The 19837-nt window shown below is 72.2% G+C and carries 21 protein-coding genes; 10 read left to right on the top strand and 11 right to left on the bottom strand.

What is annotated here, in order from left to right; genetic code table 11:
- Positions 1-1077: an enoyl-CoA hydratase/isomerase family protein gene (locus tag ACFC1W_RS06975; protein ID WP_375990254.1), complete on the bottom strand. Its 1077-nt coding sequence runs from the start codon at positions 1075-1077 to the stop codon at positions 1-3.
- Positions 1078-1237: 160 nt separating this feature from the next.
- Between ACFC1W_RS06975 and ACFC1W_RS06970 the strand changes: the two genes are divergently transcribed.
- Positions 1238-3028, top strand: a complete 1791-nt coding sequence (locus ACFC1W_RS06970) for an ABC transporter ATP-binding protein (protein WP_375990252.1) — start codon at positions 1238-1240, stop codon at positions 3026-3028.
- Positions 3025-3843, top strand: a complete 819-nt coding sequence (locus tag ACFC1W_RS06965; RefSeq protein WP_375990248.1) for an ABC transporter permease — start codon at positions 3025-3027, stop codon at positions 3841-3843. Before ACFC1W_RS06970 ends, ACFC1W_RS06965 begins: the two co-directional genes overlap by 4 nt.
- A 28-nt stretch (positions 3844-3871) precedes the next feature.
- On the opposite strand, the gene ACFC1W_RS06960 is transcribed toward ACFC1W_RS06965, so the two are convergent.
- The gene (locus tag ACFC1W_RS06960; RefSeq protein WP_375990245.1) at positions 3872-4333 is read right to left on the bottom strand and encodes a hypothetical protein; all 462 of its coding nucleotides are present in this window, start codon (positions 4331-4333) and stop codon (positions 3872-3874) included.
- A gap of 103 nt (positions 4334-4436) precedes the next feature.
- Between ACFC1W_RS06960 and cofG the strand changes: the two genes are divergently transcribed.
- The 4 genes from cofG (at position 4437) to cofC (ending at position 10154) form a co-directional block, all read left to right on the top strand.
- Positions 4437-6821, top strand: a complete 2385-nt coding sequence (gene cofG / locus ACFC1W_RS06955) for a 7,8-didemethyl-8-hydroxy-5-deazariboflavin synthase CofG (protein ID WP_375990243.1) — start codon at positions 4437-4439, stop codon at positions 6819-6821.
- A complete protein-coding gene (locus ACFC1W_RS06950; RefSeq protein ID WP_375990241.1) occupies positions 6818-8347 on the top strand; it encodes a flavin-containing monooxygenase in 1530 nt (509 codons plus the stop codon). Before cofG ends, ACFC1W_RS06950 begins: the two co-directional genes overlap by 4 nt.
- Positions 8344-9357, top strand: a complete 1014-nt coding sequence (fgd, locus tag ACFC1W_RS06945; RefSeq protein ID WP_375990238.1) for a glucose-6-phosphate dehydrogenase (coenzyme-F420) — start codon at positions 8344-8346, stop codon at positions 9355-9357. The genes ACFC1W_RS06950 and fgd overlap by 4 nt, the downstream gene beginning before the upstream one ends.
- Positions 9358-9536: 179 nt before the next feature.
- The gene (cofC, locus tag ACFC1W_RS06940; protein WP_375990236.1) at positions 9537-10154 is read left to right on the top strand and encodes a 2-phospho-L-lactate guanylyltransferase; all 618 of its coding nucleotides are present in this window, start codon (positions 9537-9539) and stop codon (positions 10152-10154) included.
- A 159-nt stretch (positions 10155-10313) separates the two neighbouring features.
- Here the strand turns inward: cofC and ACFC1W_RS06935 are convergent, their stop codons facing one another.
- Both ACFC1W_RS06935 and ACFC1W_RS06930 read right to left on the bottom strand, forming a co-directional pair.
- Positions 10314-10694 carry a RidA family protein gene (locus ACFC1W_RS06935; protein ID WP_375990234.1) on the bottom strand — a complete coding sequence of 127 codons (381 nt, stop codon included), beginning with the start codon at positions 10692-10694 and terminating at the stop codon, positions 10314-10316.
- 54 nt (positions 10695-10748) lie between these two features.
- Positions 10749-12278 carry a DUF222 domain-containing protein gene (locus ACFC1W_RS06930; RefSeq protein ID WP_375990232.1) on the bottom strand — a complete coding sequence of 510 codons (1530 nt, stop codon included), beginning with the start codon at positions 12276-12278 and terminating at the stop codon, positions 10749-10751.
- Positions 12279-12413: 135 nt separating this feature from the next.
- Between ACFC1W_RS06930 and ACFC1W_RS06925 the strand changes: the two genes are divergently transcribed.
- Positions 12414-12686 (top strand): hypothetical protein, encoded by a 273-nt coding sequence (locus tag ACFC1W_RS06925; RefSeq protein WP_375990229.1) that lies wholly within the window; start codon positions 12414-12416, stop codon positions 12684-12686.
- 51 nt (positions 12687-12737) lie between these two features.
- Here ACFC1W_RS06925 and ACFC1W_RS06920 read toward each other — a convergent pair whose 3' ends face one another.
- The 7 genes from ACFC1W_RS06920 to ACFC1W_RS06890 all read right to left on the bottom strand — a co-directional run bounded on the left by ACFC1W_RS06920 (position 12738) and on the right by ACFC1W_RS06890 (position 18169).
- On the bottom strand, positions 12738-13481 hold the full coding sequence (locus ACFC1W_RS06920) for a sulfite exporter TauE/SafE family protein (protein WP_375990227.1): 744 nt from the start codon (positions 13479-13481) through the stop codon (positions 12738-12740).
- Between the two features lie 2 nt (positions 13482-13483).
- The gene (cofD, locus tag ACFC1W_RS06915; protein ID WP_375990225.1) at positions 13484-14467 is read right to left on the bottom strand and encodes a 2-phospho-L-lactate transferase; all 984 of its coding nucleotides are present in this window, start codon (positions 14465-14467) and stop codon (positions 13484-13486) included.
- A 7-nt stretch (positions 14468-14474) separates the two neighbouring features.
- The gene (locus ACFC1W_RS06910) at positions 14475-15314 is read right to left on the bottom strand and encodes a uroporphyrinogen-III synthase (RefSeq protein ID WP_241112698.1); all 840 of its coding nucleotides are present in this window, start codon (positions 15312-15314) and stop codon (positions 14475-14477) included.
- Between the two features lie 173 nt (positions 15315-15487).
- Positions 15488-15766 (bottom strand): hypothetical protein, encoded by a 279-nt coding sequence (locus ACFC1W_RS06905; RefSeq protein WP_375990222.1) that lies wholly within the window; start codon positions 15764-15766, stop codon positions 15488-15490.
- A complete protein-coding gene (locus tag ACFC1W_RS06900; protein ID WP_375990220.1) occupies positions 15756-16157 on the bottom strand; it encodes a phage holin family protein in 402 nt (133 codons plus the stop codon). The genes ACFC1W_RS06905 and ACFC1W_RS06900 overlap by 11 nt, the downstream gene beginning before the upstream one ends.
- A 1-nt stretch (position 16158) precedes the next feature.
- Positions 16159-16560 carry a hypothetical protein gene (locus ACFC1W_RS06895; protein ID WP_375990217.1) on the bottom strand — a complete coding sequence of 134 codons (402 nt, stop codon included), beginning with the start codon at positions 16558-16560 and terminating at the stop codon, positions 16159-16161.
- 100 nt (positions 16561-16660) lie between these two features.
- Positions 16661-18169 (bottom strand): protoporphyrinogen/coproporphyrinogen oxidase, encoded by a 1509-nt coding sequence (locus ACFC1W_RS06890; protein WP_375990215.1) that lies wholly within the window; start codon positions 18167-18169, stop codon positions 16661-16663.
- 72 nt (positions 18170-18241) lie between these two features.
- On the opposite strand from ACFC1W_RS06890, the gene ACFC1W_RS06885 reads away from it, so the two are divergent.
- The 3 genes from ACFC1W_RS06885 to ACFC1W_RS06875 all read left to right on the top strand — a co-directional run bounded on the left by ACFC1W_RS06885 (position 18242) and on the right by ACFC1W_RS06875 (position 19834).
- Positions 18242-18823 carry an HhH-GPD-type base excision DNA repair protein gene (locus tag ACFC1W_RS06885; RefSeq protein WP_375990213.1) on the top strand — a complete coding sequence of 194 codons (582 nt, stop codon included), beginning with the start codon at positions 18242-18244 and terminating at the stop codon, positions 18821-18823.
- Positions 18823-19245 (top strand): DUF1801 domain-containing protein, encoded by a 423-nt coding sequence (locus ACFC1W_RS06880; RefSeq protein ID WP_375990211.1) that lies wholly within the window; start codon positions 18823-18825, stop codon positions 19243-19245. The genes ACFC1W_RS06885 and ACFC1W_RS06880 overlap by 1 nt, the downstream gene beginning before the upstream one ends.
- Positions 19246-19363: 118 nt before the next feature.
- A complete protein-coding gene (locus ACFC1W_RS06875; RefSeq protein ID WP_375990209.1) occupies positions 19364-19834 on the top strand; it encodes an NfeD family protein in 471 nt (156 codons plus the stop codon).
- Positions 19835-19837 lie beyond the last annotated feature (3 nt).

Genomic DNA, 19837 nt, shown 5'->3' with positions numbered 1-19837 from the left:
TCAGTCCCCGGCGGGGCGTTCCCAGAGCGGTACGTCGGGGCGGTGCGCGAGCGCCGCCGGCGCGAGGTCGGGCGGCAGGTCGGCGATGGTCGCCGGCTGCCACTTCGGGGACCTGTCCTTGTCGATGACCTGCGCGCGGATGCCCTCCGGCAGGTCGGGCTGCGTCGAGGCGAACCACATCACGAGGCCGTACTCCTGCTCCAGAGCGGCACGCAGCCCGGGCAGGTCACGCGACCGGCGGATGGAGGCGAGCGTCACGGCGAGGCCGGTCGGCGAGAGTTCGCCGAGGAGGTCGGCGGTGGCGGATGCCTCGGGCTCGGGGCGCGCCCGCAGGCGCTCGACGATGTCGGCGACGGTGTCCCCCGCGAACGCGTCGTCGATCCACGCACGCGCGCGCTCGAGTCTCGACGGCGGCGGCGTCTCGTCGAAGAGCAGCACCAGCTCGGTCGGGCTGGACGGGTCGGCGCGCGTCTCGAGTGCGTCGCGCAGCCCGTCGAGGTGGGCGGATGGAACGAAGTGGTCGGCGAAGCCGGCGTACAGCGCGTCCGAGGCATCCATCACCGCACCGGTCAGACCGAGGTACTCGCCGAGGCGGCCGGGCGCGTGGGCGAGCAGCCACGTGCCGCCCACGTCGGGCGTGAAGCCGATGCGGGTCTCGGGCATCGCGAGCTGCGAGCGCTCGGTCACGATCCGGATGGCGGCGTGTCCCGCCACTCCGATGCCGCCGCCCATCGTGATGCCGTCGGCGAGCGCGACGAAGGGCTTCGGATACTCCGCGATCCGTGCGTTGAGCGCGTACTCGTCGCGGAAGAACAGGGCAGAGTCCTCGGAGCGACCGCTCATGACCCGCTCGGCGAGGCCCCTCACGTCTCCGCCGGCGCACAGTCCGCGCTCGCCTGCGCCGTCGAGCAGCACGACGTCGACCTCGGTGTCGTGCTCCCACGCGTCCAGCGCGGCGTGCAGCTGATGGATCATGTCGAGATCGAGGGCGTTGATCGCGCGCGGGCGGTTGAGGGTGAGCCGTCCCAGTCCTCCGCGGGCGCGGACGAGGACGGTGGGCTCGGCGGCATCGGTCACGGTCGCAACGTTACCGGGGCGACCCCCGCGGGCCGAGACGTGCAGCGGCGCGGACGCGCCGGACGCCGCGCCACGATACGACCGCTCGCACATTTCCCCACGGCGACGGGCAGTTTCCGACAGGATGGGGGGAGTGCTCCCGAGGACGAGAGGGTTCCGCATGCCGGAAGGACAGGTGCTGGAGTTCTCCGGCGTGACCAAGCGCTTCGGCGCAGTCACCGCAGTCTCGGACTTCACCGCACGTGTCGAACCGGGGCTGGTCACCGGGTTCCTCGGCCCCAACGGCGCAGGCAAGACGACGTCGCTCCGCATGCTGCTCGGGCTCGTGCGGCCCACGGCAGGGCACGCCACGATCGGCGGGGCGAAGTACGCCAAGCTCGCCCACCCGCTGCAGACCGTCGGCGCCGTGCTCGAGGCATCCAGCTTCCATCCCGGCCGCACCGGCGCCGCACACCTCACGGTGTACGCGCACGCGGCGACGATCCCGAAGGCGCGGGTCGACGAGGTGCTCGGCCTGGTCGGACTCGCGGATGCCGCGGGCCGCAAGGTCGGGGGCTATTCACTGGGCATGCGGCAGCGCCTCGGACTCGCCTACGCGCTCCTCGGCGACCCGGGTGTGCTCGTGCTCGACGAGCCGACGAACGGCCTCGACCCCGAGGGCATCAAGTGGATCCGCGGATTCCTCCGCCAGCTCGCCCGTGAAGGCCGCACCGTGCTCGTGTCGTCGCACCTCCTCACCGAGGTGCAGCAGACCGTCGACGCGCTGCTGATCATCTCGCAGGGCCGCCTCGTGTTCGAGGGCGGCATGGACGAGCTCGTCGACCCCTCCGAGCGGGCCACGGTCGTCGACTCGGACGACCGCGCGGCGCTGGCCGAGGCCCTGCGCACGGCGGGGGTGCCGTTCGAGGTGCTGCGGTCGGGACTGACCGTGCGGGGCATCGAGCCGGCCGCCGTCGGCCTGGCCGCGGCCGCCGCAGGCGTGCCGCTCTCGACGCTGCACAAGCGCGGCCCCGCGCTGGAAGAGGTCTTCCTCGACCTGGTGAACGGCACGCGCGTGCACGCGAGCGCCTCCGGTCGACGAGACGACGTCATTCCCGCCCTCGAGTCGGGCCCGACCGGTGCCGTGCCCGTGCAGGAGTCGGTTCCGGATGCCGCGGCCGACGTCCCGCCGACGGCCGCCGACACCGACGCCGTGGCCGCCGACACTGACGCCGTGGCCGCCGACGCCGTTCCCGTCGATGCTCAAGCCGTTCCCGTCGATGCTGACGCCGTTCCCGTCGATGCTGACGCCGTTCCCGTCGATGCTGACGCCGTTCCCGTTGATGCTGACGCCGCCGACGCCGACGAAGCGCCCGTTGCACCCGAGCCCGGCGACACCGCGGGCGTCTCTGCGGAGCCGAACGCGGAATCGGGCGACGCTCCGGAGACGGAACCGGAGTCGAAGTCCGAACCCGAACCCGCACCGCACCCCGAACCCGAACCAGACCCCGCACCGCACCACGAACCCGAGCCCGCCTCCGAGCCGGAGCCCCACACCGCGTCGTTCGCCGTCGCGAGCACCGGGGTGATCGACATCCTGCCGGAAGGTGCGCCCGCCGCAGACGGCGACATCGCCGCCGCCGACTCCGATGAGCCCGTTGCTGAGCCCGTCGAGTCGACCGACGCGGCCCCCGATCAGCCCTTCGAGTCCGCTGCACCTGACGACGAGCCCGCCGACGAGCCGCCGTTCGTCGCCGAGGACGACGACCGCTCGTGGGAGGACTACGTCCGGACCGACGCCGACGTCGAAGCCGACCGCTTCTTCGCCGCGTTCGACGCCGAGCACGACGCAGAAGCCTCCACCCCCGACGACGCCGAACCCGACGGCGAGTCAGCCACCACCGACCGCGAACCACCCAACGACGACCATGACCATGACCACGCCGAGGATGACGGAGGTGAGCAGCGATGAGCCTCGCCGCAGCGACCCGCTCCGAGACCACGAAGCAGTTCTCCACCGCGATGTGGTGGGTGCTCGCCATCGTGCTCGCCGGCTATGTGGGCTTCACGGCCGCCGCGCTGGGCTTCGTCTTCTCCGCTGCGGCGTCCGGTTCACTGCCGGGTGACGCACCGCAGCTGCCCGAGGACGGGCTCGCCGGCCTGCTCTACAGCACGGCGACGGCTGTGGGCTATGTGTTCCCGCTGCTCATCGGCACGCTCATGGTCACCGCCGAGTTCCGCCACAAGACCCTCACGCCGACGTTCCTCGCGACGCCCGGCCGCGGCCGTGTGCTGTGGGCGAAGCTCTTCGTCGGGGCGCTGCTGGGCGTGCTGTACGGCGTGATCGGCATCGTCGCCGCGGTCGGCCCGTCGGTCGGGTTCCTCGCCGGTTACGGCATCGACACCGCATTCACCTCCGTCGACACGTGGGCTCAGTTCGGACGGATGCTGCTCGCCTACGTGCTGTGGGTTCTCGTCGGCATCGGGGTCGGCGCCCTTGTGCGCAACCAGGTCGGCGCGATCGTCGGCGTGCTCGTCTTCACCCAGTTCATCGAGCCGATCGCCCGTCTCGCCGCCACGTTCATCGAGCAGGTCGGGGACTACACGCAGTACCTGCCGGGAGCCGCGAGCGATGCGCTCGTCGGCTCCAGCATCTTCGCGATGAGCATGCAGGGCGGGGCGGTCGACGAGCTCGAGTGGTGGGTGGGCGGCATCGTGCTGGCCGGTTACGCCGTGGTGTTCGTCGTGCTGGGCTACCTCACCAGCTGGCGCCGCGACGTCAGCTGACGGGCCCGCGCCGCCGGAAGGACCGCTGTCAGACGGCCGGCGCCGCGGCGGTCTTGCGCGCCCGTGGCTTGCGCGGCGGAACGGTCGGGATGGTCCCGGTCTCGGCAGCGATGTCGACGACGTCGCTCGCCTCGTCGGCGAGGTCGAGTCGGAGTGCCTGCACGAGCTCGAGACCGTGGCGCGTGGTCAGGATGATCCGCTGGAACTCGGGGTGCCCCTCGAGGTCGATCACGACGCTCGGGCGGTGACGGCGGATGATGGCGAAGTCGTCGGCACCGGCGGATTTCCACGTGCCCATCGCGACCACACCGCGCAGGTGGGTGCCGGGGCTCGGAACCCCGCGCAGCCACGTCCAGGCATCGTCGGTGAGCTGCACTTTGGTGATGGTCGAGCGCTCGATCACGACATTCCCCTTGCGGAATGCCATGGCGCGCTCGGCCCCGGACAGCACTACTTCGAGCTGCGTCGAGTCGAGCAGCATGGTCACCATGCCTCTAGTCTGCCAGCGGCCACCCCCAGTGCCAGGGTCATTTGCTTACAGGAGGGCAACGATCGACCGCGCCGAGGTCCGCGTGCGGTGCGAGACTGGACCGGTGACCTTCGCGGCATCCTCCCTCGCCTCGCCCCCGGAGACGGCGCGCGCGCTCGATCTCGCGGCCGCCGGCGGGCGCCTCGAGGCCGATGACGCCGCTGCACTCCTCGCCGCGGTCGGGCCGGACCTCGACCATCTGCTCGAGCTCGCCGGCGCGATGCGCGACGCCGGGATCGAGGCATCCGGTCGCCCTCGCGTGATCACATACTCGCGCAAGGTCTTCGTCCCGCTCACCACGCTCTGCCGCGATCGGTGCCACTACTGCGTCTTCGTCGACACTCCGGGGCAGCTGCTCAAGAAGCACAAGCCCGCCTTCATGTCGCCCGGGCAGGTGCTCGCTGTCGTGCGGCAGGGGCAGGCGATGGGCTGCAAGGAGGTGCTGCTGACCCTCGGCGACCGACCCGAAGACCGCTGGCCGGAGGCCCGCGCGTGGCTCGACGAGCACGGCTTCGCCTCCACGCTCGACTACGTCGGGCACATCGCCCGCCTGGTGACGGCGGAGACGGGGCTGCTCGCGCACCTCAATCCGGGTGTCATGAGTGCAGAAGAGCTGCGGATGCTGCGCCCCACCGCCCCCTCGATGGGGATGATGCTCGAGACGACGTCGCGTCGCCTCTTCGAAGAGCCGGGGCAGGTGCACTTCGGGTCGCCTGACAAGGACCCCGCCCTGCGACTGTCGGTGATCGACGCCGCCGGGCAGGAGCGCATCCCGTTCACGACCGGCATCCTCGTGGGGATCGGCGAGACGATCCGCGATCGCGCCGAGTCGCTCGTCGAGCTCCGCGCCGCGAACGAGCGCCATCGGGTCGACGCCCAGGGCCACATCCAGGAGGTCATCGTCCAGAACTTCCGCGCCAAGCCGCGGACCGCGATGCAGGGCGCTCCCGACGCGGAGCTGCTCGAGTACGTCGCCGCCGTCGCGGTCGCGCGCCTCGTGATGGGGCCGCGCATGCGGATCCAAGTGCCGCCGAACCTCTCCGACCCCGCCGAGTTCGACCTGCTCGTGCGCGCCGGCGCCGACGACTGGGGCGGCGTCTCGCCGCTCACCGCAGACCACGTGAACCCCGAGCGTCCATGGCCGCACCTCGACGACCTCGCGCTGCGCACCGCCGAACTCGGGTTCGAGCTGCGCGAGCGACTGACCGCGCAGCCCGAGTTCGTCCTCGGCGCCGACACGTGGATCGACCCCGGCCTACGGCCCACCGTGGAGCGACTGGCCGATCCTGCGACGGGCCTGGCCAGGGTCGCGCCAGCCGCCCCGGACACACCGTCCACACCGGCCACACCGTCCACCCCGGCCACTCCGGCCGCGCGACCCACGAGCGTCCGCCGGCTCGCCGAGACCGCGGCATCCGATCCCCTCGCTCTCGACGATGCCGAGTGGGCCCGTCTGCTCGAGGCGACCGGCACCGATCTCGACGCCCTGACCGAGACGGCCGACGCCGTGCGCCGATACACGGTCGGTGAGGCCGTGAGCCTCGTCGTCAACCGCAACCTGACGTCGTCGGGGCTGCGCCCCGTGGCGACCGACGACCCGGCGACGTTCACCCTCGACGACGTCGGCGCGATCGCCGCCGACGCCTGGAACCTGGGCGCCACCGAGCTGTGCGCGCAGGGGCTCCTGCCGGACGACGTCGATCCCCAGGGCTATCTCGACATCGTGCGCGCGGCGAAGGCGGCGGCCCCGGGCATCCACCTCCACGCCTATCGCCCGCAGGACGTGCGCGACCTCGCCGAGCGCGGCGGCCTCGGGCTCGACGGCGCGCTCGCGGCGATGCGCGACGCCGGGGTCGACACGGTTCCCGGCACCGGGGTCAAGGTGCTGAACGAGCGCGTGCGGGCACTCATCGCCCCCGCCGACCTCGCAATCGAGCCGTGGGTCGAGGGCATCACCGCCGCCCATCGCGCCGGCTTCCGCTCGACGAGCGTGATCTTCTACGGCCACGTCGAGACGGCGGCCGAGCGCATCGCGCACCTGCGCGGGCTGCGGGCGATCCAGGACGAGACGCGCGGCTTCACCGAGTTCGTGCCCATCCCCCTCCCCGGACCCGCGGGCGGCGTTCCGCTCGTCGCCGGCCGCGCGCCGATCGACGAGCACCGGGCGATGGTGGCCGTGTCGCGTCTGCTGCTGTCGGGCAGCATCCCGCACGTGCAGATCCCGTGGACGCGCGTGGGGCGCGAGGCATCCGCTGTCCTCCTCCAGTCCGGCGGCGACGACCTGGGCGGCACCCTGCTCGACGGCCGGGTGAAGCCCGAGGCGGGCATCGAGTACGGCATCGAGCTGCCCGTGGCGGTGGCCTCGTCGATCGCGGCCCGGCTGTTCCGGCCGTTCCGCGTGCGCACCACCGACTACCGCGAGCCGCCCGCGCGGGAGGCCGGACGATGAGCCCGTCGGCCACGCGCGTCGAGGTCGCGATCGTCGGTGCCGGCTTCGCGGGCATCGGCATGGCCATCGCACTGCGCCGCGCCGGGCGCGAGGACTTCGTCGTGCTCGAGCGGGCGGCCTCGCTCGGCGGCACGTGGCGCGAGAACACGTATCCGGGCGTGGCCTGCGACGTGCCGTCGCACCTGTACGGCTTCGCCACCCACCCGAACCCGGACTGGTCGGGCACCTACGCGCGGGGGGCCGAGATCCGCGCGTACCTCGAAGACGTCGCGGCGTCCGAGGGGCTCGGCGACCGGCTGCGCCTGCGGTCGCCGATGCACCGGGCCGAGTGGGATGCCGACCGCGGCGTGTGGCGGCTCGCGCTCGGCGTCTCCGGCAGCGCGGACCGCGACGCATCCGAGGGCCCCGCCATCATCGAGGCCGACGTGCTCGTACTCGCGTGCGGCCGCCTCACCGAGCCGGCGATCCCGCGCACCCCCGGCCTCGAGCAGTTCCCCGGACCGGTGTTCCACTCCGCGCGCTGGGATCACTCGGCCCCGCTGGCGGGCGCTCGCGTCGGCGTCGTGGGAACGGGCGCCAGCGCCGTGCAGATCGTCCCCGCACTGGCGCGCGCGGCCTCGCACGTCACGCTGCTCCAGCGCTCGGCACCGTGGATCGTGCCGCGCGGCGGAGGCGCCTACTCCGATGCCGACCGGGCACGCTTCGTCGCCGATCCGACCGCGCTGGAGAGCCTCCGTGCCGACCTCTACGCAGAGGGCGAGGCACGGTTCGCGTCGCGTTCAGGCGACTCTGCGGCCGCTGCCGAGGCCGAGGCCGTTGCTCGCACGCACCTCGCGCGCCAGGTGACCGATCCGGCGCTGCGCGCGGCGCTCACGCCCGACTACGCGTTCGGGTGCAAGCGCGTGCTGCTCTCGGATGACTTCTATCCCGCCGTCTCCTCCGATGCGGTGACGCTCGTCCCCGCGGCGCTCGCCGCTGTCGAGGGCTCGACGCTCGTGGCCGCGGACGGCACGCGCCACGACGTCGACGCGCTGGTGCTCGCGACCGGCTTCGCGTCGTCCCGGCAGCCGTACGCCGAGCTGGTCCGCGGCGAGGGGGGCCAGACCCTCGCGGAGCACTGGTCGGCGGGCATGACGTCCTTCGGGTCGACGGTCGTCGCCGGGTTCCCGAACCTGTTCGTGCTCAACGGCCCGAACGCGTCGCTCGGGCACTCGTCGTCGGTGCTCATGATCGAGGAGCAGGCGGCCTACGTCTGCCGGGTCCTCGACGTCCGGGGACGCGGAGTGCTCCGCGTCGACCCCGCCGCCGAGAGCGCGTACACCGACGAGATCGGGCGGGCCGCGGCATCCACCCGCTGGATGACCGGAGGCTGCCGCAACTGGTACGTCGACGAGCGCTCGGGCCGGCTGACGCTCCTCTGGCCGGGTACCGTCGACGCCTTCCGTGCGCGGCTCGCCCGCGCCGACGGCTCCGAGTTCCTTCCCACGACCGACCGCGAACCCGCTCTCGAAGGGAGCTCCGCATGACCATCCCGCTGCGCTTCGGATACAAGGCCTCGGCCGAGCAGTTCGGTCCGACCGAGCTGCTGGACTACGCCGTGCTGGCGGAGGAGGTCGGGTTCGACTCGGTCTTCATCTCCGACCATCTGCAGCCGTGGCTGCACGAGGGCGGTCACGCTCCGGCATCCATCCCGTGGCTCGGCGCGCTCGGCGCCCGCACCTCGAAGGTGCTGATCGGCACATCGGTGCTCACGCCGACGTTCCGCTACAACCCGACGGTCGTGGCGCAGGACTTCGCGACGCTCGGCGTGATGTACCCGGGACGCGTGATCCTCGGCGTCGGCACCGGGGAGGCACTCAATGAGGCGAACCTCGGCATCGAGTGGCCCGATCCGCCCGAGCGGTTCCAGCGCCTGAAGGAGGCGATCGGCCTCATCCGCCGGCTGTGGTCGGAGGATCGTGTGACGTTCGACGGCACGTACTACCACGCGAAGAACATCACGATCTACGACAAGCTGCCGCAGCCGGTGCCGATCTACATCGGCGCCGCAGGACCCGCCGCGACACGTCTCGCCGGCCGCATCGCCGACGGCTTCATCACCACCTCGGGCAAGAAGCGCGAGCTCTACACCGAGACGCTGCTGCCCGCGCTCGAGGAGGGCCTGTCGAAGGCCGGACGTGAGGCCGGCGCGATCGACACGCTCATGGAGATCAAGGTCTCGCTCGACACGACGCTCGACGCGGCGCGCGAGAAGACGCGGTTCTGGGCCCCGCTCGCCCTCACCCCCGAGGAGAAGATGGGCATCGACGACCCGATCGAGATGCAGCGCCTCGGCGAGGAGCTGCCGATCGAGCGCGCCGCGTCGCGGTTCATCGTGTCGGACGACCCCGACGAGCATGTCGAGAAGATCGGCTGGTACATCGACCTCGGGTTCCGTCACCTCGTGTTCCACGACCCCGGGCATGACCAGGCGGCCTTCCTTCGGCGATACGGCGAGGAGATCCTGCCGCGCCTGCGCGCGAAGTACGGCGCGTGACGCCCTGGTTCCGACGGCGGTCCGGGGGCGGGACCGGGGGTGACAGCGGTGCCGGGCGTGCCGTGACTCCGCCTGGCCCGGGCGCCGCTGAGGCGGGACCCGGCGCGTCGGCGGGCGCTGCGGGGGTCGCGGCCGGAGGCTCGCCCGCCCCGGCGGAGTCGCGGCACGCTGACCGCTGGGTGGTCGTGGTTCCGGTCAAGCCGTCGGCGCGCGCGAAGTCCCGGCTCGAGGTCGACGGCGTCGATCGTGCCGGGCTCGCGCGGGCGATCGCGCTCGACACCCTGGCTGCGGTGTCGGCGTGCGAGTTGGTGGTGCAGGCGGTCGTCGTCACGGACGACGCCACGCTCGCCCGCGAGGCCGCCGTGATCCCTGCGCTGCGGTTCGTGCCTGAGGGTGAGTCCCGCGGGCTGGACGCAGCGATCGCCACCGGGATGGCGGCGGTCGACCCGAACGGACGCCTGCCGCGCGCCGCCCTCCTCGGCGACCTTCCGGCCCTGCGGCCCGCGGACCTGGGCGAGGCGCTGCGGGCCGCGGCATCCGTCGACCGCGCCGTCGTCGCCGACGCCGAGGGAACCGGCTCGACCCTCGTGACGTCGCTCCCCGGTGTGGCGTGGGCGTCGTCCTTCGGCGACGGCTCCTTCGCACGGCACTCGGCCGCCGGGTGCACTCCGTTGGAGATTCCGGATGCCTCGACCCTGCGTCGTGACGTCGACACCGCCGAGCAGCTGGCCGCGGCGGTACGCCTGGGCGTTGGCCTGAGGACGGCTGGGGTGCTCGCCTCCCTGCCCGGCCGTTGAGCACGGGGCGGGCTCACGGCCAAGGCCCGGGTTTCGCGCCGCGCCGAGAGGTATGCTGGCAGGGATAGGCGAACTCTCATTCGTCTCGCCCCGGCCGCGTGGTAACAGTCGGGGCTTCTTCTTTCCCCGCGCAGCCCGTGCCGCTCCGGAGGTCGCCTTTCAGTCCGGGATGTGGGCGGTGACCATGATCGACACCCGGATGCCCGGAAGTTCGGGGCCCAGCCTCGCGACCGCCCGAGCGGGCGGGTCCTCGGCGAACACCTCGGCGTACGCCGTGTTCATCCCCGCGAAGTCGTCGGGCTGCGCGAGCAGCACGGTGACCAGAGCGACATCGTCGAGTGTGCACCCCGCGGCCCGGAGGACGGCCTCGCAGTTGCGCAGCGCCTGACGTGTCTGATCTTCGATGGATTCGGCCAGCGCGCCGGTCTTCGAGTCGACGCCGACCATGCCGGAGACGTAGACGGCGGACCCTGCGCGGACTCCCTGGCTGAACATCGGCGATGCGGGCGCGTCCGGTGTCACAACGATGTGCCTCGACATGCACGGGAGCATAGCCCCCATCACTCGCGATGGCTCCCCTGCCACCGCTTCGGCTCACTCCCGTGCGACGAACCGCAGCCCCGGCGGCGGGTGGTCGGTGTGGCGCCGGCCGAGGGGGCTCGTCCATTCGAGCACGCCCCCTGCGTGCTGCTCGACCTGCCACGGAGTGTGATGCTTCAGCGTGTGATGTCGGCGGCACAGGTGCGCGAGATTCGTGTGTTCGGTCGGACCGCCGTGCTGGTGGTCGACGGTGTGATCGATGTCGGCGCGCCACACCGGCATGCGGCACGCGGGGAACCGGCAATGCTCGTCGCGCGCCCGGAGATGACGACGCTGAGCCTCGGTCGGGAACCTCCGGTCGACCGCGATCACGTCGCCCGACACCGGATCGGTGAGCACGCGATCCCACAGGGTGGCCGCGCCCAGCAGGCGCCGTGCCGACCCGGGGTCGACCGGCGCGCGCCCGGTGAGCATCGGCGCGGGACCATCATCGCCGATCAGGGTCTGGAACGGGACGGTGATCTGCACGATCGCGCGAATGGCGTCGATACCGGTCCCGCCGTCCTGGTCGATCGCGTGGACCGTCGGGTGGCCCGTGAGCGCGAGGTCGCACAGCGCGTCGGCCCGCAGCTGATCCATCGTGCGCGCGTCGTGCGTCGCTGAGCCATCGGACGCGGCTGCGCCCAGACCATCGGCCGTATCCGCCCCTCCCGCCCCGCCGGCCGCATCCGCCCCTCCGGCCCCGCCGGCCCCGCCGACCGCTCCGTCGTCCGCGTCGGCCAGCTCGCCATCGCCGGCGGCACCGCCGGCATCACCGCCACGGGCCGCCGCATCCTTCACAGACCGCGCCAGCTGCGTGATGCGGTCGTGGATGCCGTGCGCCAGCACCGACGGAAGCAGCGCCCACAATTCGGACATGCCATCCTCCCCGTCGCGCACGGTCACGCGCCGGGCTTCCCGCGCCTCGGCATGGCGCTCGGCGATCGATGCAGGAGCCACGTCCTCGGCGATCGACCTGGCGATCACCCGAAGGCGCCCGGTCGTGAGCCCGGCGGAGCGCTCGAGCACGAGCGCCTCGTACCGCCTCCGCGCCCCGTCGTCCGCGAGCCGAACGCCGGCATCGACCATCACCCGGGCGTGCGGCAGCGAGAGGCGCCCCGATTCGAGCGCAGCCATCGTCTGCGGAAAGCGATCGCGCATCACGAGCGCGTCGTCCATACGCTGCTCGATGGTGCGGTCGGCCACGCCGACGGCGCAGGCGAGCTCGGCGGCGAAGTCGCGCACCGACAGCGGCGCATCGTCGCGCATCGTGCCGTCTTCGAGAGCGAGGTCCATGGCCTCGGCCAGCAGTCGCACCTGCACGCCCTGCCACCGGGCGATCTGCTCGCTCGCTCTCTCCCACTCGTAGAGGAGCTCTTCGCGACGCGTCGCCGCGACATCCCACCGGTGCCGGGTCTCGATGCGCGGGCCGGTCTCGAGCGGACCGTCGTAGGGCTCTTCCCACGCCTCGGCGGCGCGCTCACGCTCGCGCCAGAGCATCGCTTCGATCTCGTCGTCGAGAGTCGGCGGCGCCGGGTGGTTCATGTCGCAAGTGTGCCACCGACCTCCGACATTCCGTTCGAATCCACAGGACTATCCACATGTGTAAAATCGAAGATAGAAGCAGAAACGATCACGTCTCAGCGCGACATTGCTCTTCACCGTTGCTGCTGTCTGCCCATGACCCCCTCGCTCAAGCGCCTGCAGTCGTTCGCCGACATCGCGATCGTCATAGGGCCCCTGCTTCTCGTGCTCGGTCTCACCTTCGCGTACAGCGTCGCCGGGCTCATGCTGCTCCTCGGCACCGCCGCTGCCGTGATCGGAGGCATCCTCCTGCTCGCGGGTCTTGTCAGCCGGGCGATCGAGCTGGGGGTGCGCGCGATGCACGAGAGCGCGAGCCTCCCGGCGACGGATGACCTCGCCGCGCACGCGGAGCACTCGAGCACCGACTGACCACGCGGCGACACAGCGGAGGCCCCGCTCCACCGAGCCGGCTGTCCACCCTCACGACACGAGCAAGTACGAAGCCCCCACCACCGTGAACCCGATCACCAGCCGCTCGAACATCTTCTGGTCGATCCGGTCCGCGATCCACCGGCCGGCCAGTGCTGCAGCGATCACGACCGGCACGAGCACCGCATCGAGCAGCAGGCCCGGCACCGTGATGATCCCGAGGCCGATCGAGAACGGCACCTTGAAGAGGTTCACGATCGCGAACAGCCACGCCGCCGTGCCGAGGAACTCCTTCACCGGGAACCGCGCCGCCAGGAAGTACATCGACATGACGGGTCCGGCCGCGTTGGCCACCATCGTCGTGAACCCGCCGAGCGTGCCGTAGGTCGCGGCCGCCACGCGGTGAGGGCGTTCCAGGTCGACGCCTGAAGCGAACCGCCGCCGCAGCAGCGTGATCGCGATCACGGTGAACAGGATCACCCCGATCGTGCGCTTGACCCACACGTCGTCGGCGAACCACAGGAACACGACGCCGGCCAGCACGCCGGCGACCACTGCCGGCGCCAGACGCAGCAGCTCACGCCAGTTCGCATGACGCCGGTACATCGTGACGGCGAACAGGTCGGCCACGATGAGCAGGAGCAGCAGCGTGCCCGTCGACTGCTTCGCCGGCAGCACGGCGGCGAAGATCGCGACGGCGACCGTGCCCGCGCCCGGCACCGCCGTCTTCGACAGGCCGACGATCGCGGCGGCCGCGGCGAGCAGCAGCCATGACCACCACGCGAGCTCGGGCACGCTCAGAGCCCGGCTGCGCCGAGCGCTGCTTCGGCGAGGACGGCCGAGCGCGCCGCATCCGTCATCCACAGCGGAGTGACGAGCGAGCGGATGCCTCGCCCGGCGACCTCGGCCGACAGGGCCGCGTCCTCCTCGGCGATCAGCCAGGCGTCGAGCAGGCCGTCGCGCGAGCGCGCGCCGTAGTGCGCGGCCACCGCCGCGGCGGAGGTCTCGACTCCGATCGCGGTGAGGCACACGTCGGCCATGCCGCGGACGACCTTGCCTCCGATGATCGGGGAGACGCCGACGATGGGCGCGCGCGCGTCTCGCAGCGCCGCGCGCATGCCGGGCACCGCGAGGATGGGGCCGATCGACACGACCGGGTTCGACGGCGCGAGCAGCACGACGTCGGCATCGGCGATCGCCTCGGTCACGCCCGGCGCCGGGCGCGCGTGCTCGATGCCCGGGTTCTCGAACCGCGCGGGGGCGAGCGTCGCACGATGGCGCGTCCACCACTCCTGGAAGTGCATGCGGGTGCCGTCGTCGAGCACCACGACCGTGTCGACCTCGGCGTCGGTCATGGGCAGCAGGCGGGCTCCGAGGGGCCAGCGGTGCGACATCCGCTCGAGCACCCGGGTGGGCGTGAGACCCTCGCGCAGCCAGCCGGTGCGCGCGAGATGGGTGCCGAGGCCGAGGTCGCCGAGGGTGAACCAGGGCCACCCGGCATCCCATTCCTGCAGTTCACGGTTCACCCGCTCGGTGTCGCCGACGCGACCCCACCCGCGCTCGCTGTCGTTGACCCCCGCGAGGGCGTAGGTGATCGAGTCGACGTCGGGCTGCAGACGCACGCCGGACAGCCACAGGTCGTCGCCGGTGTTGACCACGACCGTGAGGGCCGCCGCGGTGTCGTCGATGCCACGGGCGCGCAGGGCGCCGCGGACGCCGAGCACGAAGCGCGAGCCGCCCACGCCGCCCGCGAGCACGACGATGCGGGGCGTGCCGGTCACGTGCGGATCAGCCCCGGTCGGACCGCAGCTGCGGGATCACGCCGGTCTTCGGCGCGAACTCATCGGCGGCGTGCGGAAGCGAGAAGCGAGCCACCGCGTCGATCAGCGCGTCGACGGTCTGCGCGTCGGCGATGACGTCGACGTTGAGGCCGGCACGGCGCGCATCCTTCGCGGTGCGCGGGCCGATCGCGGCGATGAGCGTGGTCGACGGCAGGTCGGGGAACTGCTGGTGCACCTGCTCGGCGACCGAGCCGCTCGTGACGAGGACCGCGTTGATGCGGCCGGAGCGGACGTCTTCGGCGATGCGGTCGGTGACCGGGACCCCGACGGTGCGATACGCGACGACACTGCGCACGCGGTGGCCGGCCGCGGAGAGCATGCGCGTGAGGACCGGCTTGGCGATCTCGCTGCGGAGCGTGAGGATGTCGCGCGCCTGCGGCTCGAGCGCGATCAGCTGCTCGGCCATGCCGGCGGCGGAGTTGTCGTCGTCGGGAACCAGGTCGACGCGGTACCCGACCGCGAGCAGGGCGGCCGCCGTGGTCTCGCCCACCGCGGCGACCTTGGTCGTCGGCGGCACGACCGCGCGGTACGCGTACAGCACGTCGACGGTCGTGGCGCTCGTGACCGTCAGCCAGTCGAACGTGCCGGCGGCGAGATCGGCGAGCGACTGCTCGAGCGTCGCCTGGTCGTTCGTGGGGGCGAAGTTGATGAGGGGGGCGATCACCGGGGTGGCGCCCTGGCGGCGCAGTGTGGCGGCGACTCCATCGCCCCACGGGCCACCTCGTGGCACGAGCACACGCCAGCCCGCGAGGGGCTTGGCGGGTACGTGCTGCGGGGCTGTGTTCATGGGGTCGACTCTCGTGGCGCTCGGTCGGCCGCCCCAGACGTTCGAGCAGCCGATGCGCGAACGAATCGGGTTCGCGCGCTCGGCAGCATTCGCACCATTGCACTGCCTCACCCCGAGCATACCCCCACCCTCCGGGGGTGTGTCCGGTCGAGGTTCGGAGTCGGCGGAAGGCGTCAGCGCGAGTAGGAACGCACGAACGCCCAGACGGCGGCACCCACCGAGGCGGCGGCCAGGATCACGGCGCCCGCCGCGAGCGCGGGGCTGCGGCGCTGAAAGTCGCGCGCCTTGTCGATCGCGTCGTCGATCTTGACCGACAGGCGGCGCGGCACGTTCGCCTTGACCTCGATCGCCGCCAGCGTCGCCTTGAGCTCGGCGCGCGCCTTCTCGACGGGGTCGGTGATGCCGAGCGGCACGGCGGTGCGGGGCAGCGGCACGGGCGCGTCAGAGCTCATCGCGCACCTCCTTGACGTCCTGGGCGATGGATTGCACGGGGTTCTGGCTCTTGCCGATCTTGCGGAACCGGAACACGCCCAGCAGGGCGAGCACCACCGCGACGATGATCATGCCGAAGAAGACGACGAGCGCCGACAGCCATACCGGCCACCACGACGACAGCCCCGCGATCAGATAGGTGCCGAACACCGGAACCGACCAGAACAGCACGAACAGGGCGGCGAACATCCACAGCGCGCCCCATCCGCCGTCCTTCGCGGTGCGTGCGACCCACTTCTTCGCCGACTCGATCTCGGCGACGACCAGATTGCGGATCAGCTCCGGGATCTCGCCGACCAGCGTCAGCAGACTGTCGTCGGCGCGGTCCTTGAATCCACGCGGCGTGGTCACGTCACGCTCCGCCGCGGCCGGGTGCGGGAGCGTCGTCGGTGGCTTCCTCGACGAGGTCTTCGACGGCGTCCTTCGCGGCCTTGGCGGTGGTCTTGGCGGCGCGACCGACGTCGTCGGCCTGGTCCTTGCTCACCTTGAGCGCGGCGTCGAGCTTCTGCCCGACGGTCTCCTTGCCCGAGGCGGCCTTCGTGACCTTGACGGCGGAGTCCCACAGGGTGCTGGGGAGCGCCATCGCACTGGTCTTGGCGAACTCCTTGACCTTGCCGACCTGTTCCTGGACGGGGTCGAGGTTCCAGACCTTCAGCCACTGCGTCTTGATCTGCTCGTAGCGCTCACGGCCCGCTCGTGTGCCGAGCACGTATCCGACGGCGAGTCCGACGACGAGTCCTGCTTTGCCCCTCATGGGGTCTCCTCACGCTCGGTGGTGCGCTGATGAACCATCCCAGGTTAGCCCTGTATGCCGATTCCGGCATCCACCCTTGACAACACCGGTCGCGGCAGACTCACGAACCCGGAGCGGACCCCCACAGCACCGTCCGACGCACGCGTTCGGCCTCGGCCTGCGCGTCCGCGACCACCTGCGCGAGGCCGCTCCCGGCGAGCCACGACCCGACGGCGGCGAGGCCCCGCGCACCCGCGGTCGCACTGCGCACCGCCTCTGCCGCGTCGCTGTGCCCGATCGCCGAGGCCGGACGTGCGAGCGCGAAGCGGGCCCGGTGCACGCCGCGCACCGCGGCCTCGTCGAGGGGCAGACCGAGGAGAGCGGATGCCTCGTCCCGCGCGAGCTCTGCCACGCCGGCGTCCGCCAGCCCGGCATTCGGCAGGGCATCCGGCCCGCCATCCGCGCCTGGGGCGCCCGCGGCGTCGAAGGCGACGCTCAGCACGTGCCGGCCCGGACCGGCAGCCTGCGAGAGCCACGCCCACCGCGCCGTCTGGTGCACGAGCCCCGAGGCGCGGCGCGTGCCCGGCACGGGGTAGACCTCCGCCCCGCGCGGCGCCGCGTCGAGGGCGGGGGCGTCGACGACGAGCGTCACGATCTCCCGCAGGGGCGCGGCATCCGTCATCGGGTCGTCCAGGGCGGCACCCACGTGCGCCGATAGCAGGCGCCGGGCGTCGGCGTGTCCGGTCGCGACGAAGAGCACATCCGCCGGCTCGACCGCGACCGGCTCACCCGCCGGGTCCGAGGCGCTCACCGCCCAGCGGGCGCCGGCGTCGTGCTCGACGGCCGTCACCCGGGCACCCGTGACGACCTCGGCGCCGAGCGTGGTCAGCTTCTCGACGAGGGCGTCGACGAGCCGCAGCATCCCGCCTTCGAGGCTCTTCAGCCGAGGGCCGGACGGACGATCGACGAGCAGGTCGGCGACGGCGCCGCCGAGCGATCCGGTGCGGGTCAGCGCCGAGCTCAAGCCGGGAGCCGCCGCGGCGACGTCGACACGCGACGGCGTGACGCCGAAGCGCCCCACGCTCAGCGGCGCGACCATGCGGTCGACCACCGCGTCGCCCATGCGGGTGCGCACCAGGCGGTCGAGGTTGCGCTCCTTGCCGATCGTGAGCGGCGGTCGCAGGCGGTCGAGGTACGCGCGCCAGGCGCCGTTGAGCCCGATGAAGGGCCGCACCTCTTCGGACCACGGATTGGCCGGGATGCCGAGCACCGAGTCCGCGGGCACCGGCGCGGCGGCGGAGCCCGAGCGCCCGAGCCCCGCGATCCACGTCGTGGTGTCCGCGGGCTCGACCACGCGCGACGAGAGGCCGAGTTCGTCCACGAGGGCATCGACCGCGCCGTGGGCAGTGGACCAGGAAGAGGCGCCGAGGTCGACCCGCAGGCGGCCCACCTCGGCTTCGGCGATCGTTCCGCCCGCGTGGCCCGCCGCCTCGAGGATGGTCACCGGCATCCCGACCTTCGCGCACTCGAGTGCCGCGACGAGGCCGGCGATGCCCGCGCCCACCACGACGACCCTCGTGTCGTGCGCATGGGTGACCAGCTCGTCGAGGGGCTCGGGCGTCTCGGACATGGGCTCCATCCTCCCATCCGGGCGCGCGATCCCCCGGTCGCCGACCGCACGCTCGAGTGCGAGACTGACGGCATGAGCCTCCACATCACCGGCGACGAGACCGCCGATCGCCTGCTCACCGACGACCCGCTCGCCCTGCTCATCGGCATGCTGCTGGACCAGCAGGTGGCGATGGAGACCGCGTTCGCGGGGCCCCTGAAGATCGCGGAGCGGGCGGGGACCCTGGATGCCGCGGCGATCGCCACGTTCGACCCCGAGGCGTTCGCCGAGCTGTTCACGGCGACACCCGCGGTGCACCGCTTCCCGGGATCGATGGCGGCCCGCGTCCAGTCGCTGTGCGCGGCGGTCCAGGACGATTGGGGCGGCGACGCCTCGGCGATCTGGCGCGACGGCGACCCCGACGGCGCCACCGTGCTGAAGCGACTCAAGGCGCTCCCCGGCTTCGGCGATCAGAAGGCGAAGATCTTCCTGGCGCTGCTCGGCAAACAGTACGGCTACGACGGCGCAGGCTGGCGCGAGGCATCCGCTCCCTATGGTGAGGACGGGAGCTTCCGCAGCGTCGCCGACATCGTGTCGCCCGACTCGCTCGCGAAGGTGCGCGAGTTCAAGCGCGCAGCCAAGGCCGCCGCGAAGTCGGGGGGAGGGGGCGTCTGATGAAGAAGACGGGTGAGAGCGTCGCCGCATTCATCGCGGGGGTCACGCCCGCGAAGAGGCAGCGGGATGCCGCGACCATGGTGTCGCTCATGCGCGAGATCACCGGGCGCGAGCCCGAGATGTGGGGCACGATCGTCGGGTTCGGCGCGTGCCACTACCGCTACCCCACCGGCACGGAGGGCGACATGCCCGTCGCCGCGTTCGCCCCCCGCAAGCAGGCGACGACCGTCTACCTCATGGACACCGGCGCGCATGGCGACGAGCTGGCGAACCTCGGGCCGCACGACACCGGCGTCGGGTGCCTGTACATCAAGGACCTCGAGGCGGTCGACACCGGCGCGCTGCGCGACATCATCGCCACGGACTACCGCCGCGTGCTCGACGGCGACACGGGCTCGGTCGAGATCACGCTCCTCGACTGACGTCGGCTGCGAGCGCACGCGCTGCGCATGTGGACAGAGGGAACGGCCGACGGCGTCACCCCCTAGGCTGTGACGAACCGCCCGCATCCAGCCCGCCCTGAGTCGAGGAAGGTCGCCCGTGCTCCTGCCGTTCCTGATCGTCGGAGGCGTCGGCCTCGTCGTCCTTCTCATCTCGCTGCTCCTCGGCGACATCTTCGATCACTTCGAGATCGGCGACGGCGCGATCTCCGGCACGGCACTCGGCATCGCCGCCGTCGTGTTCGGGGCCGCCGGCGTGCTGACCTCGACCGCCGGCCTGGACCTGGTGTGGGCGTACGTGCTCGCCATCGCGTTCGCGCTCGTGGCCTACCTGCTCGCGGTCGTCTTCGTGCGCCGCCTGACGAAGAGCTCCGACGGCGTTCCGCTCTCGGCGCTCGGCCTGACCGGGGTGACCCGCTCGACCGTGTCGGCCTCGGGCGGCGAGGTGAGCCTCGACGGGCCCGGCGAGGTCGAGCGCCGGCTCGCGTACGCCGACGAGACGATCGCCGAGGGCGTGCGCATCCGCGTCGTCGAGCACTCCGGCACCCGCGTCAAAGTCATCGCCGACTGATTC

It is taken from the genome of Microbacterium sp. NPDC056003, assembly GCF_042274785.1.
Lineage (GTDB): Bacteria > Actinomycetota > Actinomycetes > Actinomycetales > Microbacteriaceae > Microbacterium.
Note: the sequence above shows the minus strand (reverse complement) of the source record. Positions and strands in the feature narration are given on the sequence as shown.

Bases quoted from the DNA above. Each gene is read 5' to 3' on its own strand.
- ACFC1W_RS06970 (WP_375990252.1), top strand. From the start codon at position 1,238: ATGCCGGAAGGACAGGTGCTGGAGTTCTCCGGCGTGACCAAGCGCTTC.
- ACFC1W_RS06965 (WP_375990248.1), top strand. From the start codon at position 3,025: ATGAGCCTCGCCGCAGCGACCCGCTCCGAGACCACGAAGCAGTTCTCC.
- ACFC1W_RS06960 (WP_375990245.1), bottom strand. From the start codon at position 4,333: ATGGTGACCATGCTGCTCGACTCGACGCAGCTCGAAGTAGTGCTGTCC.
- ACFC1W_RS06950 (WP_375990241.1), top strand. From the start codon at position 6,818: ATGAGCCCGTCGGCCACGCGCGTCGAGGTCGCGATCGTCGGTGCCGGC.
- fgd (WP_375990238.1), top strand. From the start codon at position 8,344: ATGACCATCCCGCTGCGCTTCGGATACAAGGCCTCGGCCGAGCAGTTC.
- ACFC1W_RS06935 (WP_375990234.1), bottom strand. From the start codon at position 10,694: ATGTCGAGGCACATCGTTGTGACACCGGACGCGCCCGCATCGCCGATG.
- ACFC1W_RS06930 (WP_375990232.1), bottom strand. From the start codon at position 12,278: ATGAACCACCCGGCGCCGCCGACTCTCGACGACGAGATCGAAGCGATG.
- ACFC1W_RS06925 (WP_375990229.1), top strand. From the start codon at position 12,414: ATGACCCCCTCGCTCAAGCGCCTGCAGTCGTTCGCCGACATCGCGATC.
- ACFC1W_RS06910 (WP_241112698.1), bottom strand. From the start codon at position 15,314: ATGAACACAGCCCCGCAGCACGTACCCGCCAAGCCCCTCGCGGGCTGG.
- ACFC1W_RS06905 (WP_375990222.1), bottom strand. From the start codon at position 15,766: ATGAGCTCTGACGCGCCCGTGCCGCTGCCCCGCACCGCCGTGCCGCTC.
- ACFC1W_RS06895 (WP_375990217.1), bottom strand. From the start codon at position 16,560: ATGAGGGGCAAAGCAGGACTCGTCGTCGGACTCGCCGTCGGATACGTG.
- ACFC1W_RS06890 (WP_375990215.1), bottom strand. From the start codon at position 18,169: ATGTCCGAGACGCCCGAGCCCCTCGACGAGCTGGTCACCCATGCGCAC.
- ACFC1W_RS06885 (WP_375990213.1), top strand. From the start codon at position 18,242: ATGAGCCTCCACATCACCGGCGACGAGACCGCCGATCGCCTGCTCACC.
- ACFC1W_RS06880 (WP_375990211.1), top strand. From the start codon at position 18,823: ATGAAGAAGACGGGTGAGAGCGTCGCCGCATTCATCGCGGGGGTCACG.